Annotated in this window: 17 protein-coding genes; 14 read left to right on the forward strand and 3 right to left on the reverse strand. The window is 49.1% G+C overall.

Features of this window, described 5'->3' with window-relative positions:
• The first annotated feature begins 246 nt into the window (after positions 1-246).
• The 10 genes from E5987_RS04565 (at position 247) to E5987_RS04610 (ending at position 9,081) form a co-directional block, all read left to right on the forward strand.
• Positions 247-1,785 (forward strand): COG3014 family protein, encoded by a 1,539-nt coding sequence (locus E5987_RS04565; RefSeq protein WP_160334914.1) that lies wholly within the window; start codon positions 247-249, stop codon positions 1,783-1,785.
• Entirely contained in the window at positions 1,785-2,285 is a 501-nt protein-coding gene (locus E5987_RS04570) for a DUF1425 domain-containing protein (protein ID WP_160334915.1), read from the forward strand. The genes E5987_RS04565 and E5987_RS04570 overlap by 1 nt, the downstream gene beginning before the upstream one ends.
• Positions 2,286-2,306: 21 nt before the next feature.
• Positions 2,307-2,843, forward strand: coding sequence for a hypothetical protein (locus E5987_RS04575; protein WP_160334916.1), 537 nt, complete (start codon positions 2,307-2,309; stop codon positions 2,841-2,843).
• 531 nt (positions 2,844-3,374) lie between these two features.
• Positions 3,375-3,587, forward strand: coding sequence for an AbrB/MazE/SpoVT family DNA-binding domain-containing protein (locus E5987_RS04580; RefSeq protein WP_160334917.1), 213 nt, complete (start codon positions 3,375-3,377; stop codon positions 3,585-3,587).
• Positions 3,588-3,808: 221 nt separating this feature from the next.
• Positions 3,809-5,122: a circularly permuted type 2 ATP-grasp protein gene (locus E5987_RS04585; protein WP_160334918.1), complete on the forward strand. Its 1,314-nt coding sequence runs from the start codon at positions 3,809-3,811 to the stop codon at positions 5,120-5,122.
• A complete protein-coding gene (locus tag E5987_RS04590) occupies positions 5,104-5,778 on the forward strand; it encodes an alpha-E domain-containing protein (RefSeq protein ID WP_160334919.1) in 675 nt (224 codons plus the stop codon). The genes E5987_RS04585 and E5987_RS04590 overlap by 19 nt, the downstream gene beginning before the upstream one ends.
• Positions 5,779-5,781: 3 nt before the next feature.
• Entirely contained in the window at positions 5,782-6,552 is a 771-nt protein-coding gene (locus tag E5987_RS04595) for a transglutaminase family protein (protein WP_160334920.1), read from the forward strand.
• A 1-nt stretch (position 6,553) separates the two neighbouring features.
• On the forward strand, positions 6,554-7,495 hold the full coding sequence (locus tag E5987_RS04600) for a M14 family metallopeptidase (protein ID WP_160334921.1): 942 nt from the start codon (positions 6,554-6,556) through the stop codon (positions 7,493-7,495).
• Positions 7,492-8,427: a M14 family metallopeptidase gene (locus E5987_RS04605; RefSeq protein WP_160334922.1), complete on the forward strand. Its 936-nt coding sequence runs from the start codon at positions 7,492-7,494 to the stop codon at positions 8,425-8,427. The genes E5987_RS04600 and E5987_RS04605 overlap by 4 nt, the downstream gene beginning before the upstream one ends.
• 12 nt (positions 8,428-8,439) lie before the next feature.
• Positions 8,440-9,081 (forward strand): YigZ family protein, encoded by a 642-nt coding sequence (locus tag E5987_RS04610; protein WP_160334923.1) that lies wholly within the window; start codon positions 8,440-8,442, stop codon positions 9,079-9,081.
• A 46-nt stretch (positions 9,082-9,127) separates the two neighbouring features.
• Here the strand turns inward: E5987_RS04610 and E5987_RS04615 are convergent, their stop codons facing one another.
• From E5987_RS04615 to E5987_RS04625, 3 genes are all read right to left on the reverse strand, one after another.
• Complete coding sequence (locus tag E5987_RS04615) at positions 9,128-12,553, reverse strand: coiled-coil domain-containing protein (RefSeq protein ID WP_160334924.1); 3,426 nt, start codon at positions 12,551-12,553, stop codon at positions 9,128-9,130.
• A gap of 21 nt (positions 12,554-12,574) precedes the next feature.
• The gene (locus tag E5987_RS04620) at positions 12,575-12,853 is read right to left on the reverse strand and encodes a lysine transporter (RefSeq protein WP_160334925.1); all 279 of its coding nucleotides are present in this window, start codon (positions 12,851-12,853) and stop codon (positions 12,575-12,577) included.
• A gap of 125 nt (positions 12,854-12,978) precedes the next feature.
• On the reverse strand, positions 12,979-13,392 hold the full coding sequence (locus tag E5987_RS04625) for a DUF3597 domain-containing protein (RefSeq protein ID WP_160334926.1): 414 nt from the start codon (positions 13,390-13,392) through the stop codon (positions 12,979-12,981).
• Between the two features lie 242 nt (positions 13,393-13,634).
• On the opposite strand from E5987_RS04625, the gene E5987_RS04630 reads away from it, so the two are divergent.
• The 4 genes from E5987_RS04630 (at position 13,635) to E5987_RS04645 (ending at position 18,336) form a co-directional block, all read left to right on the forward strand.
• A complete protein-coding gene (locus E5987_RS04630; protein ID WP_160334927.1) occupies positions 13,635-14,288 on the forward strand; it encodes a tetratricopeptide repeat protein in 654 nt (217 codons plus the stop codon).
• Positions 14,289-14,332: 44 nt separating this feature from the next.
• Positions 14,333-16,204, forward strand: a complete 1,872-nt coding sequence (locus E5987_RS04635) for a heme lyase NrfEFG subunit NrfE (protein WP_160334928.1) — start codon at positions 14,333-14,335, stop codon at positions 16,202-16,204.
• On the forward strand, positions 16,201-16,590 hold the full coding sequence (locus E5987_RS04640) for a cytochrome c-type biogenesis protein (RefSeq protein ID WP_160334929.1): 390 nt from the start codon (positions 16,201-16,203) through the stop codon (positions 16,588-16,590). The genes E5987_RS04635 and E5987_RS04640 overlap by 4 nt, the downstream gene beginning before the upstream one ends.
• Positions 16,591-16,689: 99 nt before the next feature.
• On the forward strand, positions 16,690-18,336 hold the full coding sequence (locus E5987_RS04645) for a M20/M25/M40 family metallo-hydrolase (RefSeq protein WP_160334930.1): 1,647 nt from the start codon (positions 16,690-16,692) through the stop codon (positions 18,334-18,336).
• Positions 18,337-18,380 lie beyond the last annotated feature (44 nt).

Raw genomic sequence — 18,380 nt, forward strand, 5'->3', positions numbered from 1 at the left:
GGCGCCACCCTTGCAAGTAGAAACAAACATAGACCACCTCCAATAATGATCTAATTATAACATACCTACTACATATCCACAAGCGAATAATGAATAAAAAGGCAAAAAAACAGACCCCATGGCCGTTGACGACCAAGTGGTCAGTTAGAATCTGCCAAACTCAGGAGCAGAGATGCCGTTTCTAAGAAATCGGCAGTCACCTCTGCGCTAGATGTTTTTTAAACCTATAAAGTCCAGGGAAATCCCATGAAATTAAAAAGAAAACTTCTTATAACAGCAATTTTGGTTTCCGTTGCTGCGATGTCCGGTTGTGCGACGCACAGCGACCGCATCGGAATGACCGGAGAGGCTGAAAGTACGCAAACTTATGCTCAGGCATACCAGCCGGCACGAGAAATGCTGAACTCCGGGAAGGTTGAGGACCTGAGAGCCAAGATGCTGGAAAATGATAAGACTGCTGACGGCAAAGTTCTGACAAATGAAGAAATGAAAGAAAAGCTTCTTGAAACAGCAGGAGAGCTTGCTATTTTGGAAAGAGCTCTTTTGGCTTTGAATGCAGGAAGTCCTGAACGTGCCCGTTTCTTCTTTGATGTTGCAGAAGAGAAGCAGGCTAAAACAGAAAGCAGCGGCGTAACAGGAGCGTTAAGTTCGTTCGGCAAGAGCGGCGCGGCAGTTCTGACCGGCGCAGAAGAGATGCGCAATTATGAATTAAGAGGCTATGAAAAAGTCATGCTTCTTAACTACAAGTCGCTCACCTACCTGCTTACCGGAGATACGGAAAAAGCATATAACGTAGCTCGACGCGCTATTGACGTACAGCAGGAAGAGCATGAGAAGTTTGAAAAAGAATTAGCCGCTCTCAAAGAAAAAGGAGAAGAGGCTAAAGAATCTGGAACAGATGTCACCAAAGAACTGGGTAAATACAAGAAAGAGATTCTTAAGGACGCTAACAGCACTATGAGCTCCGCAGACGTCAAGAAAGCGAAACTTGTTAAATCCGCGTACGTCAATCCGTTTGGCGACTACATGGACGCGCTTATTCTTGAATTAGACGCAATCGGACAGCAGGCGGCCGATCTTGGCAGCGCGAAGACAGCTTATAAAAAAGCTCTGGAAAATAATCCTTCCTGCGGCGCGGCAAAAGAAGGTGTAAACAATGTAGAGAAGGGAGTTCCGGAAGGAAAGAAAATCGTTCAGGTTATCTTGTCTGACGGCTTCTCACCGGTAAGAGAGGAAAAGACGGCTAAGTTCAAGGTCGGCACTTATGCAGGCGAAATTCATTACGCCGATCTTGAATCTCAGCCGACAAACTTTGGTTCCGCAAGCGTTTCCGTTGGCGGACAGACGAAGAAGATGTCGAGTTTAACCAAGATGGAAAGTTTGATCTATCGTGATGAACTCGATCGTATGCCTTGGCGCCAGGCCATGTTCTTTGCGGCCTTTGCTCGTCATGTCGCTGCCGGCATCGCTCAGGCAGCCGCAGAGAAGAAGGCTGGTGTTTTCGGAACACTGGCAGGAAATATGGTTAGTAAGACGATCGGTGCGGCTCAGCATCCGGACACCCGTTCTTGGATGACTCTGCCGAATCAGATCATGGTTGCTCGCTTTATCGTTCCGGCCAATCAGCAGTCTCTGACGATTACTACCTATAACAAGGCTGGCGGAAAGCTCGCTTCTAAGTCGGTGAAACTGGAAGGCACTGACTCGACAGTGGTTTATGCCACGAGTTACAACAAGAACTTAACGGTTTCCGAGTTCCAGAAAAAAAGTAAGCAGGAAAACTAATGAAAAATATCTCTAGAAAAATTGCGCTGGTTTTGAGCCTGAGTGCAGTTCTGGGCCTTTCAGCCTGTGCAACTCAGGAACCGCAGCCGCCGGTTGCTCTTGAAGATACTTCTGTTTCTGGTTTAACGATCATCTACGGAACAGAGCCTTTGGCCAGATCCGTAGGATTTCTCGGCGGCAAGGTTTATCAGGACGGCAGCCTCAAACGAATGAGCGGCTCTATTAAAAACCTGACGCAAGCGACCTTCCCGGTAGAGTATCAGGTAACGTGGCACGACGTGAATGGTGCTCCGCTGCCGAATGCTTCATCCTGGACCCGTGTTACGTTAAATCCGAGAGCTCAGAAACCGATTTCCAGCTTTGCAAAGGGCACTGAAGGGCAGAGCGCTGTCCTGACGTTTAAGGTTCCTGCCGATGTCGAAATTTTTATTCCGGAGCCTGATCCGGTCGAAGTGATGAGATATCAGCAGGAGCAGGCAGCCAGAAATGCCGCTCAATAAAAATTCAAGGAATTAACTTATATGAAATTAAAACTTTTATCGTTGGTGTTGGCGACTGCTGCTTTAACCGGATGCGCAACAAGCGACAGTTCCAACACCGGATCTTTCCTGCCTATTGGGCGGACTCAAACAGTGTCCATTCAGGATTCTTCTGCAAGAATTCATTTAGATACCAAGGTAGCATTGAATGACATCATTGCTTTTTCTGAGAATCTGACCAACAAGATGCTTGCATCTCCGGTGTTTAAAAACGCCAAAAACAAGCCCAAGATTGTGGTTGGCAAACTTAGAAATACTACACACGATGAGAACATTCGAATCCAGGATATTCACGACAGAATTCAAGAAACCCTTTTCAATTCCGGAGTCGTGAGAGTTTTGGACGGATCTGCAACGAATTTCAACTACATTATGCAGACTGAAATTACAGACACCGTGCAGCGTGCACCTGACGGCCAAAAGATGGTCGACTACTCCATGAAAATCAAACTTTTCAACGTGAGCGGCGAACTGGTCGGACAGTGGAGTGATGATCTGTCTTTATTTAAGTCACGGTAACAAGTCATTCGGTCTCTTTTGTGTGAAAAGCGGTTTTACTACTACAGCAAAAGGGACTGAGCTTGTTATTGGCAGGGATGGATATGAGTCCGTCCCTATGACTGATGAGAAAATTCGAAGGTCTCTAAATCATTAAGAGCTCGCTTAATGCGGGCTTTTCTCATAACTGGATTTAATAAACGAATTCAGATCATGATTGCCGGAAGGCATGCGGTTTTCGTTATCACGGTCTTCAGAACGAATGAGCAGCGAGCAGATTCCTCGCCGGAGTGTGTTGGCGGTACGGTCTTACAAATAAGCCGCAGAATGGCAGCAATCATAGAGCTCACGTCGTTTTCGGACTGTATTTTTAAATACAAAACTGTGCCGAAGATTGAGCTTCAAGGTCTGTTGCTCACATTAGGGAAATCCCTTATTAAGATCAAAACTAAATAGTAAAATCAAATCATGGAAGTTGATTTGATCGCAGGGTTCTGCTAACGCAAATAAGAACGGACGCAGTCAAAGAAGTTGAGAACATAGGAGGCTTTTATGTCGAACAGTTTTTCTTCTAATTCTGTTGTTTGGGTGGACGGCCAGGTAACTCTTCCGAAACACATTCTTAAAGCGCTGGGTATCGAGAGCGGCCGCCGTTCAAATGTCACGTTTATTGTCGAAGACGGTCAGGTGCGCATCGTCAATAGTGCGGAATTCGCAATGAGCAACCTCAAGAAATATCAGCAGGACAGCAAAGAAGCTGCATAAGCAGCTGTCTTCATTCACCCGCATAATTGAGCGTCGTTTCGAGCGCTCGCCCCTTTAAGTTTAGCCTCTGGACCTTATCTTCAGGATGAGGGTTACAGGGGCTGTAATTTCTTATGTCGCAGATAAATAATTCCCTGAGAAACTGAATAAAAGCTGTAATTTCATATAATGAAAGAAGAATAAAAAATCCCTCAACTGTCCATTACCCACAAGGAGCTGATATGGATGCATTACTGTCCAATACCGCGGCAATTAATCAGCTGTTGGCACGTTACGGAGTGAAATTCGGAATTTATAAAGATGGGCAGTTCCATGAACAGCTTTTCCCTTTCGATTCACTTCCTCGCGTCATAAGTGCTGAGGAGTTCGCAGAACTGGAGAATGGCCTTATTCAGCGCGTTGACGCGCTCAACGCGTTTCTCAGAGATATTTACAGCAAAAAGCAAATTGTGGCCGACGGAGTTATTCCCGAAGACTTTGTGTTTTCCTCCGGAGGCTTTTTACCGGCTTGCGACCAGTTTATCCCGCCTGCGGGTATCTTCTCTCATATCTCCGGGATCGATCTGGTTCAGGCAAAAGATAAAACATGGTATGTCCTCGAAGACAATCTGCGGATTCCTTCCGGGGCTTCCTATCCGCTGATCGCTCGAAGACTTTCACGCATGGCTTCTCCTGAAACCTTTAAAAACAATGCGGTTTCGAGCAACAGCAATTACGGACTTCTGCTTCGTGAAGCAATGGAAAGCGTCAATCCCGGCGGAAAATGCGTCATTATGACGCCCGGACGCTATAACGCCGCTTTCTTTGAACACAGCTATCTTGCTGAAGTCACCGGTTATCCCCTTGTCATGCACAATGATTTGTTCGTTCAGGACAATAAGCTCTATTTCAAGGGCCGTTACGGCGTGCAGCAGGTCGGCGCGGTTTACCGCCGCATCTCCGATGATTTCCTTGATCCGCTGACTTTCCGAGCGGACTCACTCATCGGCGTGCCGGGAATTATGAATGCTTATCGCGCCGGCAATGTCGCGATCATTAACGCGCCCGGAAACGGCGTCGCGGATGACAAAGGCATCTATTACTTCGTGCCGAAGATGATTGAATACTATCTCCACGAAAAGCCGATTCTCAAAAATGCTCCGACTTATCTGCCTTTCTACGAGGAAGACCGCAAGTACTGCCTCGAGAACCTCGAAAAGCTGGTTATTAAAGATGTGGCAGAAGCGGGCGGCTACGGAGTGCTCTTTGGAAAAGATCTTTCTGCTGAAGAGCTTGAAGACTGGAAAGTGCGTCTGCAGACGGAATCTCGACGCTTCATTCTGCAGGAGGTTATCGATTTTATTGACCTTCCGGTATTGGAAGGCGCTGAAGTGAAGGACAGAAAGGCTGATTTGAGAGCCTTTGTCATCACCTCGGCAAACGGAACAAAAGTTTGGCACAGCGGTTTGACACGCTTCTCCCGCGTCGCGGATTCTTTTGTCGTCAACTCTTCACAAGGCGGAGGCTTTAAAGACACATGGGTTTTATCTCGATAGAACAAAGCGATAACCTCTTCTGGTTAGGCCGGTATGCCGAACGTGTATACCGCACGATTCGTAGCTTCGAAGCCTTATGCGACGTGATGCTTGATATTGATGAACAGGCATACAAACCGTTCTGCGCTGCGCTGAATATCCCGGATATCTACAAGGATTCCCTCGACTTCATCGACAGCTATCTGTATGAGCCGCAGAATCCGGATTCTCTTTACAGCAATCTGTCCCGCGCTTACGACAATGGATTGGTGCTTCGCAACACCATTTCGTCTCCGAGCCTTTCCTATCTTCAGCTCGCGATGAACTGCATGGAAGAAGGAAGAAGAAATCGGGCAAACGCGCTGGTCGGACGACAGGTTATGGATTACCTGCTCGCGTTCTGGGGCAGTGTCGATGAATACGTCGCGTCAGGCCAGGAGCGCTGTCTGATCAAGGCAGGCCGTTACCTTGAGCGCTTGGATATGCAGATTCGTCTTGGCGAAAGCTGGGAAAGCATCGGAGTGACGCTGGGCAAACTGGAAAGACGCCTTATCGGCGCGAAACTTCTTTACGATACGAATAAATTCAGACTCCTGCTCAACTTCGCTCAGTTGGCAGACGATGATGAAGAAGTAAGAGAAATTGCTTTAGAAAATATAAGAACACTTCTGCTCTAAACAATGAAAAAATACCTCTATATGCTGCGCGCGGATTTGTTTTTTTCCGAGCCGGTCACCGAACATACTTTTGTGCTTCGTGCGCTCCCTGTGAGCGACGTGACTCAGGAAATTACCCGAGCGTCATTGACTTGCCAGCCAAACGCGCGCCTCTCCAACGGGACCGACAGCCAGGGAAATAATATTTCTCTCGGTTATATCGCTGAAAAACATTCGACGTTCTCCTTCTGCTCAACCGGAGAAGTGCAGCTGAATCCGCAGTTTCGAAGCCGCGAAGGCGCTTATCCGTATTATCGGTACTCGACAGCACTAACCCGTCTGAGCGGCGGCTTGGAAGACTATTATCTGACGAATCAGATTTCGGGGACCCCGACAGAAAAGGCCTATCACTGGATGGATCTGCTCTCACGCGATCTTCGCTACGAAAAGGGTGTGACAACCACCGAGACGAATGCGGCGGCCTGCTGGGAAATCGGCGCCGGTGTCTGTCAGGATTTTACGCATGTCATGCTTTCGCTCTTACGCGCTGACGGGATTGTCTGCCGATATGTGGCCGGCCTTCTCAAGGGTGAGGGCGCGACACATGCGTGGGCTGAATATTTCGACGGAGAGTGCTGGATTCCGATTGACCCAACACACAACCGAGTCTGCGGCAATGAATATATGAAAATCTCTCATGGATTGGACTTTAGCTGCTGTGCGCTTGAAAGAGGAATTTTCCACGGAGGCGCTCATCAAAGCATGTTCTCAAAGTGCGCGTTGACAGAGATCTGAAATGATTGAAAACGTTGTGACGGTCAAACTCCCCGTGGGTGAGTCTTTGGTGATTCGTAAAAACCGACATGAGCCGGCCGCTGCGGGAACTAAAAAACTCAAAAGACTCTGCATAGTCTCGGGCACCCACGGCGACGAGCTTGAAGGCCAGTGCGTCTGCTACTTTCTCAATAGAATTCTGAAGGAAAATCCTCAGCACCTTAATGGGATTGTCGATATTTATCCTGCGCTCAATCCGATGGGTATTGATACGATTCAACGGGGCTTCCCCGGGTTCGATCTGGATATGAACCGAATCTTCCCGGGAAGCGCTGACGGAGCGCCGACCGAGTGGGTCGCGAGTCGTTTGATGGATGAATTTGCCGGTGCGGATTTTGCGATCGATATACATGCAAGCAATATCTTTCTCCGAGAAATTCCTCAGGTCAGAGTCAATATCACGACGGCTGACTCACTGGTTCGTTACGCCAAAATGCTCGACGTGGATTTTGTGTGGGTACATCAGGCCTCAACCGTTTTGGAGTCGACACTGGCCCACAGTCTGAATTCGATCGGAGTGAAGACTCTGGTAGTAGAGGCAGGCGTCGGTATGCGCATTACAGTCGATTACTGCCAACGGCTCACAAACGGCATACTGAATCTGATGAAAAACGAGGGCATGTGGACTGGTCCGGTGCGCCCCGTAAGCGCTCCGATTATTTCCTTGGACCGTGCGGTCAGTTTTGTTAACGCTTCTGTCCCGGGTGTGTTTATTCCGAGTGTCCGACACAGTGACAATGTGAAAAGAGGCGAAGAATTCGGAACAATTGTGGATCCGCTGACAGGAGAAGTTCGTCAAAAATGCGTCTCCGAAGTTGACGGGCTGCTGTTTACTTTGCGTGAGTATCCGATCGTTAATGAGGGCTCGCTTATCGCAAGAATTCTTCAGGAGGCGTCGCGATGAGAGAAGAACTTCTTTATCGAATGGAGTCAGCCTATCGGGAGGACTTCGAAATTAAGGCCTTCCATTTCGGAGGAACAGAAAAGACGCTTTGTATCGTCGGCAGCCTTCGCGGCAATGAAATCCAGCAGCTCTATATTGCCGGCTGTCTGGTTAAGAGATTCAGAAAGCTGGAGGAAGAAGGCAGGATCTGCCGAAAACACGGTCTCACGGTTGTTCCCTGTGGTAATCCTTACTCTTTAAATGTCCGCAAGCGATTCTGGGCGATGGACAACTCCGATATTAATCGGATGTTCCCCGGTTATGACAAGGGTGAGACGACACAGCGTATCGCCGCGGGCCTTTTTAATAAGATCCAGGGATACAAGTACGGTGTGCAGCTTTCATCCTTTTATTTGCCGGGGGACTTTGTTCCGCATGTTCGCATGATGCGCACAGACTATCAGGATATCGGTCTGGCTCAGCTCTTCGGTCTTCCGTTTGCGGTGCTGCGCAAACCGATACCGTTTGATACCACAACGCTGAATTTTAACTGGCAGGTTTGGGACACAAAGGCGTTTTCTCTTTACAGCCGCTCAACGGATCGGATCGATCCACAGGGTGCAGAGCTTGCGGTATCAGCGGTCTGCCGCTTCCTTGCGCGAATGAATGTGATTACGGACAACGTTTACGGCGGTTATGAATCAACCGTACTCTTAGAGGAAGAACTGCTGACCGTCAAGTCTCAGGCTTCCGGATTGTTTGTGCCGCTCGTCAGTTCATTCACTTCCGTGGAGAAGGGCCAGCCGCTCGCCAATATCATTGATCCGCTGAGCGGAGAAATTATTTCTCAAGCCGTTTCTCCGGATGTGGGCATAATCTTTTTTGCTAAGGACGACTCTCTGGTCATGGAGAATGAAATTCTCTTTAAAATTGTGGGCAAGCTTCACAAGTAACAGAGAGAATCAATGGCTGATGAAAGTTATAACGTTCCGAACCTCGCCGACGGCGAGGTTTTTCGGGTTGAGCAGACTATCAAGCGCAGCCGTTTCATAACTTCAGTCGGCCGTACTGACAGTGTGGAATCAGCCAAAGCTTTTATCGAAAAAATTAAAACGGAATTCGCGGACGCCCGCCATAACTGCTGGGCCTATTGCGCTGGCGCAGCCGGTTCCTCCGATCGTGTCGGCGCAAGCGACGACGGAGAACCGCACGGAACCGCAGGGCGTCCGATGCTGACCATCGTGACGCACAGCGGAATCGGAGAACTTACGGTGGTTGTGACACGTTATTTCGGCGGCATCCTTTTAGGAACGGGCGGCTTGGTTAAAGCCTATCAGTCAAGCGTCAAGATGGCGCTTGAAACGCTCCCGATTCGTAAAAAAGTGCCGGTAGAAGTAATCACGCTCAGTATTGAACACCGATTTATCAACCAGTTTCTAAGACTCCTTGAAGACTTCGAGGGGCGTGTCCTCAGTAAAGAATTCGCGATGGATGCGGAGTTCTCTTTAGAAGTGCCGAGAGACCGCGCTGATGATTTTTGCAAAAAAATCGAAGAAGTCACAGCGGGCTCTCTCCTGCTTGAGCGGGAAAAGAGAGCGGAATCCTAGTCTGTCAAAGCGGTCGCCGAATTGAACTTCGGCGGCCGGACGCTGTTTAACTGACGAGAAGACGAATGTTGTTTGCGGAAAGCTTATCCGCAATATCTCGGTAAGCGCTCTTATTTTCAGAAGATGATTTCACCAGAACAAATCCTTCCGTTATGGCCTGCGGAGCAATGAGCTGCGTGCGGGCAAGCTGAAGTGCCATGGCAAGCCTTGATCGTTCTTGTTCAGAAAGTGCGGAAATCGGAGAAATCGTCGGACCGTTTAAAGTGGAACTGGTTTTGACGAGCAGACTGCTGCCTTGGAAACGAAGCTTAAAGCCGGCCTCTAAGAGTCCGAGATACTCGTTAGCGAACTGAACCAGTAGTTTGCGGGCCAGTTCAACCGGGTTTTCAGGATGCTCGGACGTACCGATCAGAGACTTCCAGCCCTGAATTTGTTCACTAAGGGAAGTAGATTCTTTTTCTTCGCGTCTTCTTCTGTTTCTGTTGTTAAGATTGCTGGCGACTTTCTCCCGCAGAACTGCGGCTTGCCCGCTTACGACGTGGAACTGATCGCTCTTCTGATTCAGAATTTCATCGAGCTGAGATCGTGTGAGATGCGTCAGTTCAAGTTTTTCAAGTCCCGCAAGCTCTTCTTTCTTTTGATCGAGCTGCGTCTCGTAAGTTTTAAGCCTTTCGCTGAGTTCAGTGCTCTGACGTTCAAGTTCGCTGAGCTGTGTAGACGAAATCACGGAAGAGAGGAAAGTGACTTCGTTCGGGAAACCGTATTTGTTCAGGTTCAGCACAAAGTTAGCGGAAAGCTCAGCCACCTTCAGCTGAATCTCGTTTCGCTCACCTTCAAGTGAATCAATTTTTTCCAGGTTTTCATTTAAGGCGTTCTGTCTGGCTTCGTAGACGGTCTGAGCCTCGTCTTTAAGCCGCTTCGCGTTCTCGCACTCGGACTCTATCGCACCGATAAATTCGTCCGGGCTGTGGTTGGCGATGGCTTCGTGACGATCCTTCTGCAGTTTTTTGAGTTTCTCTGCAATTGCTTCGAGGTTCGTTTCGATGTCTCCCACAGTCTTTTTCTGGACGGTATAAAGCTCGTTCTCACTGCGAAGCTGCTCCGCATCTTTAGCGATAGCCGCAGAGAGCTCTTCATGCTCGCTACTCCACGCAAGCCACTGTTCGCGCCGTTTCACCAATGTCGGGAAGTTCTGCTTCTGCATGGCCGGCGTCGAGGCTTTAAGGCCGTAGCGGGCAAAGGTGCGCTCTAAAAGTCGGGTTGTGTTGACGCGGGCAAGCTCGGATTCTTTTTCTTTTTTGTAGAGCTGCTGGAGTGAATCCGAATCATTTTTAATGGTCAGTTCCAAAGAGTCGCAGCTTTGACGAAGTTTGCGAAGTTCTTCTGACGTTTCGGAAAGCGCTTCTTCTAAAGCGGCTATCTGCTCTAAACCTGCGTCAATTTTTTCTAACCGGGTTTTGAGATCATCGCGCCGATTGACAAGTGCTGTCTGCTTCTGGCGAATGAGCGGTCCCCATACGATGGGCTTTTTCTCTCTTAATCCGGTCAGTCCGAGCTCAGCGGTTTCGCTCAAAATAAAATCTTTTTCGCTTTCGAGTTTTTTCGTCAGATCGCTGAGCCTGGTTTCGTGCTCGTTTAAGCTCTGCTGCAAAGCGAGGTGATCTGCCTCTAAAGATTCTTTGGTTTGTTTTGCGGCAGCCGCTTCAGCTTTTGCTTTTTCAAGTTTCTCAGCGGTGTTGGTGTCGAAATGAAGACCGGAGGCATAAGGATGATGAATCGCGCCGCAAAGCGGACATGGTTTTCCGTTCATGAGCTCGCTTCTGGCCTTTTCATAAGAGAGGACCTGAAGATAGAACGCATGGGCTGAGGAGGTTGCTTCAACCAGAGCCTGCTTATCCCGCAATGTCTGGATTGCCGCGGACAGTGAGAGCGACGAGATGCGAAGGGCATGCTTGGTTCCCTCGAGCAGCTCTTTCTCCTTAACTTGTTCTTCGTGATCCATGGCCAGAAGAGAAATTCGTTCGACCATTTCATTGACCTTGGCAAGATGCGCTTCACGCTCGGCGAGTAGGACATGAAGCGATTCGGGGGAGTCATGTCCGACCGTTTTAATGAGAATTCGCTTTTTTGTCGTGAGTTCGCTCTGCAGCGAAAGTTCTTTCGCTTTTTGCTGAGACAGTGCGGCTTGTGTTGCGGTCAGCTGAGAGCGGTTGAGTTCGATTGTTTTCTGAAGTTTGCGCTGATCTTCCTGAAATTTTTCAATATTGCTGTTTTCATCCTCGATGATCAGGAGCTCTCTTTCATATTCGTCGAGCTCGGAGACAAGCAGCGAGTCGCTGCTCTGTTCATTCATCTTTTTAGCAAGCAGCTGCTCGCGCATATTGGCTTGAGAAAGCAAAGCTTTCAGTCGGTTAACGTTTTCCTGAATCAGACGCAGTGCGGTTTGTTCGCGAACCAAACTGTCTTTGGTGTTCTTCTGTTCAATTGAAAAAGAAGAAATATCCTCATCAAGCGTACGCACTCTTTCGACAATCGTGCGCTTTTCATGGAATTCTTTTAGCGTGAGCTGGTAGTTCTTATCCGCTTCGTTCAGTGCTGAGGCGGCCGAACGAACTTTTTCCGACAGAAACGGCGTAGTTTTCTTCAGGTCGGATAGATCTTTCTGGATTTCTTTTTCATGCTCCCTCTGCTGAACGATAACGTCGTATTCGGGCTGGAGCTTGTCCGCTTTCCTGGCCTTCTCGAGGACGGTTTGCTTGACGCGGAATCGGGCGATGTCCGCATCAACGACGGCCTTCTGTTTGGAGAGCTTAGAGATTTCCTCCTTGAGTAGAGCAATTTTTCCAACCCATTCAATTTGGGACTGATTTTTTTGAACGTCGCGCTGAAGCGCGGCAAGTTCCTGTTCCGTTCGCACGAGCATCTGGCTGAGGTTTTGCTCTTCCTCCTGAGAAACCGCGGGAATGGAGGCGATGACTTTCTCGGAAGCCTGAAGCATCGCTTCTTTTTGTTTCACGATGCCTTCTGCCGCGAGCTGTAGTCGCTGAGTGTCAGTGTTTGGCGCGCTCAGGCATGATCCAAAAGCAAAAATGCCGTCACTGGCAGAAAGTTTATGGTTCCAGTGTTTCGCGTCTAAGAAAATTGCGCTGAAAAATTCTTCTGAAGAGAGGCTGGTCAGCTGTGAAATTTTCCATTTGGCTGAAGAGTCGTCTTTTTTTGTCAAAACGGCTTCCGAGCCGTTCCATTCAGCATCGAAAATTCCCTCTGAGGATTCGAGCTCAGCCCGCACTGACTTAAATTCAGTGCCGCCGTCTTGATCGGAGCGTCCGAATAGGGCGAGCCTCAGGGCGCGTGCCGCGGATTCCGCATCCGCGCTCTTTTCGGCGAAGTAATTTTCCTCAACCGTGAAATCAACATGAAAAGGAGATCCCGAAAAATCTGAGGGAACTGCCTCTAAAGAAAGAATTTTCATGCTTACCTTGATATTTTTTCGTTAGTAGGTGACTTTAGTCAGACCGTAGCCAAGTACAAAGAAAATCACAGACAGAATGATCCACATGATCGTGAGGATGCGTGTTGTCTGCAGAATTTTTTCACGCTGATATGCGGAAAGATCAGGGGTCAGAAGAAGTCTTCCGAACTTGCTGAAGTAGCTGCCGCAGAAGCCGCCGATGAGCACAGGGATAATGCCCCACCAGTAACTGAATCCGATCCAGCCGATTAAAGCTCCTGAACCGACAAGAAAAGCAATAAGAATTGGGTACGCAAACATTGAATATAACCTCCACACAGCACTTTACCGCAATCGACCGATGTACACAAAACGGAGATTTCAAGGAGTACAAAAATGCCATAAAAAAACGCCGCGAAAAGCGGCGCTTTGGTGGTTAAATCAGTTTACTTGGTTAGATCGGCCGGTACTTTGCCGCCGTTCTCAGCAAGCTTCTGCATCACGGCTTTGTGAAGCCAAACATTCATTTGAGCATAGTCTCCGCCGATGAGATCTTTCGGGCATCCGAGCTCTTCAGCCAATGTTTTGCGATTAGCTAGAGAGGAATCAATACCGAGAAGCTTCATCAAGTCAACGATAGAAGTTTTCCAGTTCAGATTTGCCCCGTTCTTGCTTGCAATCTCTTCGCATACTGCAATGACGTCAACGGTCTGGGGAGCTTCAGAAGCAGAGACCTCGGGCGCAGCGGGTTCAGCTGCGGCTGGGGCTTCCGCGGCTGCGGCTTCAGTGCCGGCAACAGCTTCAACTGCCTTATCTTTCACTAAACCGAGTTTTTCCATGATTGTATTGAAAATGCCCATATGGCCTCCTGTATCTCAATGACTAATTAAACGGAACTACCGTGTTCTTAATTCTGAATATTACTCTCAGCCTCAAAAACGGATTGGTACAAACCCCGATTTAGGCAAAGGAAGCTGATTGCCTGAGATTAGATATTTATCGCAGGTCGGCTAAAAAGAAAATCAGCCGGAATAAACAATCGGTAAACTTAGAGTCGGATCACGAAAATATCCAAAAAGAAGTTAATCTAAGGAGAATTCGCTTGTTTACGCTAACTCTGCTCATGGCTGCGGCATCTGTCTTTACAGCGGCAGTGTTTATCTATTGCTTTAAGAAGCAGAACGCGGGGCGGATTTCCTTTTCGATACTTCTTTTGACGGGCGTAATCCTTATTGCCGCATCTGCCCTGTATGCGGGACTCGGCCGCTTCAGTGATTGGCAGGACGCTAAGGTTGAGACGCATATCGATCCTCGGCTTGCGGCAAAAATCACCGAAGCAAGAAGAGAAGTGCTGCGGTTTCCGGACAGTGCGGATAAGAAAATCGAACTTGGAAGACTGCTGCTTCAGGGCGGACGCTTTAGTGATTCGGCACAGGTATTTGAGCAGGCGATTGCCCAATATCCGCAAAGAGCTGATCTGTACGGCCTAAAGGCAAGAGCGCTTTATTACGCAAACGGAAGAAAAATCACGGACGATGTTCGGGAGAGCATTGATGCGGCCCGGGCGTTAAAACCCGCGGAAGCTGAAAGCACGATGCTCGTTGCAGAAGACGCTTATCGAAGAGGAGAGTACAGGGTCGCTGTTGAAGAGTGGCAGAAAGTGCTGAAATCCGGTTCAGCCGGGATCAATCGAGAGGCGGTCGCAAATGCGGTTAGAAGCGCACAGACAAAGCTTCAGAAGTCGGAGCAACAATAACAGACCGTTTGGATATCGGTGAAAGCGACAAAGAGGAGAATCACGTGTTACCTGAGTTCGGACATTTTCTTTTAATCCTTGCGGCAGTGATCGCTTTCGTTTTTCCATGGACAATACTCTACGGCGTTCTGAGGAAGCCTCCTGCATTCACAGGGCTCTGGCGTCCTGCGGTTCTGACGGTGTTTTCCGGTCTGACGCTTTCGCTCTTTTCACTCGCATACGCTTTCCTGACCAATGACTTCTCCGTCACTTATGTTTCAGAGAACTCAAATTCGTACTTGGAGACTTTTTATAAAATCGCGGCGGTTTGGAGCAGCCACGAAGGTTCCATGCTGCTCTGGATTTGGCTGATTTCCTGCTGGACAACCTTGTTTGCGCTTCTGACGAACGAATCCGAAGAAGTGAAAGCGCCAGCCGTCGCTTCAGCGCTGCTGATTATCGGTCTGCTGTCTCTTTTTCTCGTTTTTACTTCGAATCCGTTTGCGCGTCAGCTCCCGATGGTACCTGCCGAAGGCAAGGATCTGAATCCGATTCTTCAGGACATCGGAATGATTTTTCATCCGCCGCTTTTATTTTTGGGTTACGCAGGGATTTCTCTCTCGTTTGCTTTCTCAATCGGCTGTCTTCTTCGCAGGCAGCTGACTCCGACTTCTCTGAATTCACTGACTAAAATTTCGAGCATAGCCTGGGGCTTCTTGACGGCGGGCAATGTTCTCGGTTCCTGGTGGGCTTATAACGAGCTCGGCTGGGGCGGCTGGTGGTTCTGGGATCCGGTTGAGAACTCCTCATTTATCCCGTGGCTGCTTGCAAGTGCTCAGCTTCATGCGCTTTTGCTTGCCCGTAAACGCCACAAACTCTGCAAGAGCGTGCTTTTTATCCCGATTGCCGCTTTTACCGTTTCACTCATCGGCACCTTTATTGTGCGCTCAGGCGTGATCCAGTCGGTTCACGCCTTCGCTTCCGATCCGAATAAGGGGCTCTTCCTGATTGCAATAACGGTGCTCATGGCACTGCCTGCGCTGATTCTTTTTGCCAGAAACGCGGTCTTTTTTAAAGGCGATACTTCAGAAATCAATGCTTATGATGCCGCCGTATCCGTGGCTGTCATGATTCTTAGCGCGGCTGCGGCAGTGGTTTTATTCGGAACCGTGTTCCCGCTTATTTATCAGGGGTTCGGACTCGGAAGTCTGTCTGTCGGGGCTCCGTACTTTAATTCTATCTTCGCGCCGCTGACGATTGCCGCGGCTTTGCTGATCAGCGGCTTTACGCTGTTTAGACAAAGAGCAGCCTCTGCCGCCGCGGTTATTGCGGTAAGCGCTGCCTCATCGGTTGCGATCGCTTTTTTCCTGCATCCGAAGGATCCGATTATGACGGCCTTCGCGGTCTTTTCCTGTGCAATGCTGTTTCTGAGCCTTATCACAGAGGCGCTGACAAAACGCGCCGGACAAAATTGGTTTGCGTTTCTCGCTCATTTGGGCATCGCGGTATCAATGGTCGGTGTGATCGGCGATACGCAGTTTCAGCAGGAGGCGCTGGTCCGAATGGGGCCGGGCTGCGGAAGACCGCTTGGCGACGTTATCTTTGTCTACGACAGAACGGATAAAGTTGACAGCAAGTCTTTTTATGCGGACGAGGGTCGCATCATTGTGCTTGATAAGAATGAAAAAGAAATTACCGAGCTTCGCCCGCAGCGTCAGACGTTTAAGAGCAACGGGATGCAGATGACGCATGCCGGCATCAGTCATGGCCTGTTCCGTGATTTGTACGTTTCAATGGGCAATCAGCTTTCCGCGGAAGAGTATCTGATGCGTCTGAATATTAAACCGATGATGATATGGCTTTGGCTTGGCGGACTCTTGATGATATTCGGTCTTTTCTTTGCTCGGACGTTTAGAAGAGAAAAGGATCTCTCATGAAAAAAATTATCTATGTCCTGACATGCTGTTTGGCTTTGTGTTTCGCATCCCTGTCGTTAGCGGCGGTCTCAAGTGCTGATATCCGCACTCAGGCGATAGAGATATCCAAAGAGCTGAGATGTCCCTCCTCAATGACTCAGTCTCTTTATGAGTCGGAAGCGCCTATCGCGGCTGAGCTGAAAGGGCTTATCTATAAAAAGTTAGCGGCAGGGGAATCAAAAGAGCAGATTCTTACGTTTCTAAGCGAGCGCTATGGTGAGCAGATTCGATATGAACCAGCGATGAACGCTTCTACTGCAATGCTGTGGCTCTTTCCGGCGTTTTTATTTTTAACGATTTTCTTCTGGTTTGTCATCGCAGTCCTGCTCAGGAAAAAATTAAAGTAAGCGGGTTAATAAATCATGGGCGAAGTTCTGTGAAGAGAACGCAGAAAGCGGGATAATCATAGATTCGCACTATCTGTTTTTACTGTGAATATATAGAAAATGAAAACGCCCGATTCCGCGCGCATTCTCGAAATTCTAAAGCAGCTTTGCGCAATTGCTTCTGTTTCCGGTCGAGCCGAACAGGAGAACCGCTGCGCTCAATATATTGCCGATTTTCTTAATCGTCTCATCCCGGAATCCGAAGGCCGCCTCTCGGTCAGATTGGTTCCCTGTGAGGGAGACGCGCTGGGACGAAATGCGGTGATTGCCCTTTTGAGGGCTTCGCGGGCAACCGACAAGACGATTATTCTGACCGGCCATTTTGATGTTGTGGATACAGCGGTCTGCGGCGAACTTCGCGAGCAGGCTTTTAATCCCGACGCTTACACAGAATCTCTGAAAGGCTTCGCGATTTCTCAGGAAGCGAAGAAAGATCTGGAAAGCGGCAACTGGCTCTTCGGACGCGGAACGATGGATATGAAGGCGGGACTTGCTCTTTTTCTTGCCTCAATGGAGCAATGGATCAGAGACCGAGATCTCGCAGTCAACATTCTCTTTTGGGCGGTTCCGGATGAGGAAGCCAACAGCGCGGGCATGATCGGAAGTCTGAGAGCTTTCAGTGATTTATGCCGCAGCGAACATTTAAAGTGTGTTGCTGCGCTGACCGGAGAACCGTGTTTCTGGACTTCCGAGACGGAAATGACCGAAGCGGTTCGTCCATATTATTTGGGGACTACCGGAAAACTCATGCCGTTTTTCTATGCACTCGGGAAACCCGCACATGTCGGCAATTATTTCGAAGGCTTGAATGCCGCTCTCATGCTGAGTGAAATCGTTACCGAAGCGGAGACGGATATCAAACTCTTTGAAGGTGAGGGGCTTGATTTGCTTGCTCCGCCGACCTGTCTGTATATGCAGGTCAGACGCGAAAGCTATTCGGTCACGCTGCCCGAAGCGGCAGTGGCGTACTTCAACGTTTTAACCGCCCGAAAAGATGTCGAAGACATTATGCGCTGGGCATGCCTGACAGCGGCGAGCGGAACCGCAAAGACCAGAAGAAGAATCGAAGAAGCGCGCCTCTTTGCCCTCACAAAAGGCGCGGATTATCCGGATTGCCCGCAGGTGAATATTCTTCAGTACAAGCTTTTGAGAAAAATGGCGGCAGCCAAATGCAAAGAGCGTTTTGAGGAGGAACTGGCCGGTTTCTGGAAGAGTGTTCCTTCAGACATCGATGCCCGGGAAGCGGCGATCAAAGAATGCGAATGGCTGATCAGCAAAGCGAATCCGCCTCGTCCCGCGATCATTGTGGGACTTCTGCCTCCGTACTATCCCGCCAGAGTCAACCGCAGCGCCTCGGAAGAAGAGCGCGAGCTCAGAAGCCGGATGGAAGAAGTGGTGGCGCAGGCCAAAGAGATGAGTTCCGACGGTGCGGTGCGCATGCATGAGGTATTCGGAGGAATTTCCGATCTCTCGTTCCTCGGCTTTAAAACGTTGAACGAACAGGCCTTGAGAGCGGCGCCAAACATGGCCGGCTGGGGCAGAGTATTCCATCTTCCGACCGACATTGATTTCAGTGAAGAGATTCCGGTCGCGAATATGGGCCCCGCGGGCAGGGACGCGCATCAGATGACTGAAAGACTTGAGCTGGATTATTCGCTCAATATCGCGCCGAAACTGCTTTTGGAATTAATCCGCAAACTCTCCTAAAAACACCAAAGCCCGCTTGTTGCGGGCTTTAGTGACTGAGGACT

Origin of the sequence: Parasutterella muris (assembly GCF_009767915.1) — a bacterium.
GTDB lineage: Bacteria > Pseudomonadota > Gammaproteobacteria > Burkholderiales > Burkholderiaceae_F > Parasutterella > Parasutterella muris.